Origin of the sequence: Chitinimonas sp. BJB300, assembly GCF_002735695.1 — a bacterium.
GTDB lineage: Bacteria > Pseudomonadota > Gammaproteobacteria > Burkholderiales > Chitinimonadaceae > Chitinimonas.
The window spans coordinates 1-3,645 of the sequence record NZ_PDZH01000225.1; the positions used below are offsets into that span (position 1 = coordinate 1).

Annotated in this window: 1 protein-coding gene; it reads left to right on the top strand. The window is 49.6% G+C overall.

The features are described from left to right. Nucleotides 1-998: 998 nt before the first annotated feature. Nucleotides 999-3,395: a phosphoketolase family protein gene (locus CSQ89_RS20455; protein WP_099407845.1), complete on the top strand. Its 2,397-nt coding sequence runs from the start codon at nucleotides 999-1,001 to the stop codon at nucleotides 3,393-3,395. Nucleotides 3,396-3,645: the final 250 nt, after the last annotated feature.

A 3,645-nucleotide genomic window follows, 5' to 3' on the forward strand; every position in this document is an offset into this window, starting at 1 on the left:
AAGCCATATTTTGTGGCAAACCGTAGATACCACTGCCAATAATGGAACCGACAACGAGCGCAATAAGAAGACTAAGGCCAAGCGTGTTTGGCTTTGGTGTTACGGAAGCGGGAGCTGTATTCATGCTATTTTTCCCAAGGGGCAAAGCCGCATTGCAGCAATAAACTTCTTTCAATAGATTATAGTGTTAATGCATTTTAATAAGTTGCACGATATTGCCTTTGATCTAGCGCAAGGAAGTATCCAGACTACGGGTGGATTAACCGATCAAATCTTCAAGATCTCAAGTGTGTGTCATCAAACCAAGCAGCTTTAACCGCCAAAAGTAACCCTCTGTTTGTTGAGACCTTGCTTTGCCAGCTATTGCGCTGGCGTCCCTTAGTCCGCTCACGCATTTTGGATACTGCTAAATGTGAATCCTCGCCATTTACAGTAGAGACTGTCCTGAACTTGACACACGGTATAAAACATTGACTGAGAGAACGGCTAACAGATACGCCATGATGAACACCTCCATCATGCGTGCCCAAGAAAACAAGCAGCACAACAAGTCTTGGGCGTAGCCGAAACCAACTATGCACCAAGGTCCGTGCCACGCTCAATGGCCTGGGCAACTCGTTAGGTTTCTCTCGGCAGATAGTTGGATCTGGAAAGGGCTAATGCCCAGCAGGGAAACACCGTCCGCGGTCGTCATTACTGACAGGGATTGAGATATTCAAGCAGCACTATTCTTTGTAAGCACACTATGACAAGTCTGCTCGTAACTTCCTTGGGACTATCCCATCGTACCGGTGCTCACTGATGGCTTAGATGTTTGATATACACATCCTAGCTGCACTTGGTGCAACCTTTCACTGTACGGCAGGGTCGATAACTGGAATAAAAGTTTACCTTGCGAACATTGCCTTTCTTTGTTCAAGGTCAAGGTATACGGTAATCAGACAGCGTAAGTTATGGGTAACGCATCATTTGGTGCATATATATCGGAGATGATCGCCATGACCCAAATTTCAACAGGGCTTTCAACCGACCAACTGCAACAGATAAACAGTTTTTGGCGCGCCTGTAATTACCTTGCTGCTGGCATGATCTACTTACGAGCCAATCCGCTTTTGCAGCAACCGCTCATACCTGAGCATATTAAAGAACGTCTGTTGGGGCATTGGGGCACAAGCCCCGGTTTGAGCTTTATTTGGACACATCTGAGCCGAGTGGTCGCCCGCGACGACCTCAACGCAATTTTCCTAGCAGGGCCAGGCCATGGCGCACCAGGTGTCTTAGCGCCATGTTGGCTGGAAGGACGCTATGGCGAGATTTACCGAGACAAGGGGCAGAGTATTGAAGGTATGCAACGCTTTTTCACCGAATTCTCCTTCCCTGGTGGCATTGGCAGTCATTGCACGCCCGAATTGCCCGGATCAATTCACGAGGGAGGTGAGTTGGGCTACAGTCTGTCGCATGCCTTCGGTGCGGCATTTGACAACCCAGATCTGCTTGTCACAGTTGTTGTAGGTGATGGAGAGTCAGAAACTGGGCCATTAGCAACGGCGTGGCACAGCAATAAATTTCTCAATCCAGCGCGAGATGGTGCAGTACTACCGGTTTTACATCTGAACGGCTACAAGATTAACAATCCAACCGTACTATCACGCATTCCCGAAACGGAACTACTGAACTTATTTCAAGGTTATGGTTGGCGTCCAATCCTCGTTGAAGGTGACGATCCCAGTCTCATGCACCAACGCATGGCAGCAGTTATGGACGAATGCGTCGCGCTTATACGCCATATTCAGACATCTGCACGGACTGGCAAGGCTACAGAGCGCCCGTGTTGGCCGATGATTATCCTCAGAAGCCCTAAAGGTTGGACAGGTCCTGCCGAGGTGGACGGTCATGTCATTGCAGGGACATGGCGCGCGCACCAGGTTCCCTTAGCATCGGTCAGAGAGAATACTGCCCACCTTCAGCAACTGGAAGCTTGGCTACTCAGCTATGCACCAGCCACATTATTTGAGCCAGACGGCCGTCCTCGTCAGGAAATTATCAGTTGGCTACCCAAAGGCGAACGCCGGTTGAGTGCCAACCCACACGCTAATGGTGGACAGCTGCGCATCCCTTTACGGCTTCCCAATTGGATCGACTATGCAGTCGATCCAATACAAGAAGGCCGTACACTGGAAGGCAACACCGAACCACTTGGTGAGCTATTACGCGATGTTATCCGGATGAATCCGTCGAACTTTCGCCTGTTCGGGCCGGATGAAACAGCCTCTAATAAGCTGCAGGCAACATTTACCGAGGGCAAGGTATGGATGTCGGAAATGCTTGCGACAGACGAAGACGGTGGTGCACTATCGCCCAATGGCCGGGTCATGGAATACCTGTCAGAACATACGCTAGAAGGTTGGCTGGAAGGCTATCTACTGACAGGTCGCCATGGGTTGCTATCCACCTATGAGGCTTTCTCACATGTGATCGATAGCATGTTTAACCAGCATGCCAAATGGTTAGACATCGCCGACAAGGTACATTGGCGAACGCCCATCAGCTCACTTAACCTACTGATTACGTCCACCGTTTGGCGTCAGGACCATAACGGGTTTTCGCATCAGGACCCAGGTTTTCTAGATGTGGTTGTAAACAAGTCGCCTAAGGTTACGCGAATCTTTCTACCCCCAGATGCAAATTGCCTGCTTGCTGTCATGGACCATTGTCTACGCAGCACTAACCACATAAATGTAATTGTTGCTGACAAGCAAAAGCATCTTCAGTATCTCGATGCCCACGCAGCAGCGTTGCATTGTGCCCGCGGCCTAGGCATATGGCGCTGGGCTAGTAATGACGAAAGCAGCGAACCCGATCTTGTCATGGCCGCATGTGGTGATGTGCCGACTCAGGAATCATTAGCAGCTACCCATATGTTGCGTACCTATTTCCCAGCACTGAAAATACGCTTTATAAATGTCGTCGATCTTTTTCGCTTGCAATCAAACAGCGAGCATCCGCATGGCTTGAGCGACACCGATTTCGACAGCTTGTTTACGCGCGACAGGCCAATCATCTTCAACTTTCATGGCTATCCCTGGCTGATTCATCGGTTAACTTATCGCAGGGCTAACCATGTAAACCTGCATGTGCGTGGTTACAAGGAGAAGGGAAATATCGATACTCCTCTCGAATTGGCAATACGCAATGAGATTGACCGTTTCAGCTTGGTCATCGACGCAATTAACCGGGTACCCGACCTGAACGTATCCGGTGCTGCGATAAAACAGATGATGCAAGACAGTCAGGCAACTTGCCGAGCGTATGCCTTCGAGCATGGCGTTGACCTTCCTGAAGAAGCCGATTGGCGTTGGTCGGAAGCGGTAAGCGCATCACAGCACACTAAATAAATCTCGTAATACATCTTCTAAGAACCTGTTCAAGATCTCCAAAATTAGAGAAATAGAGCGTTAGGATCACCGTTGAATCGCACGTTTGCCCATTGTAAACGCCGACTTTTGGGGTGTTTTCCCCTAGAGGGTGTCGTCACAAGATTTCCCTGGCCTTAAAATTCAGCAATGACTTCCGGATCTATTGCCCTGCCGGCGCATCGTCGCCATGACATTTCCGATTCACACTGGCTCTTGCTGGAGCCCCATC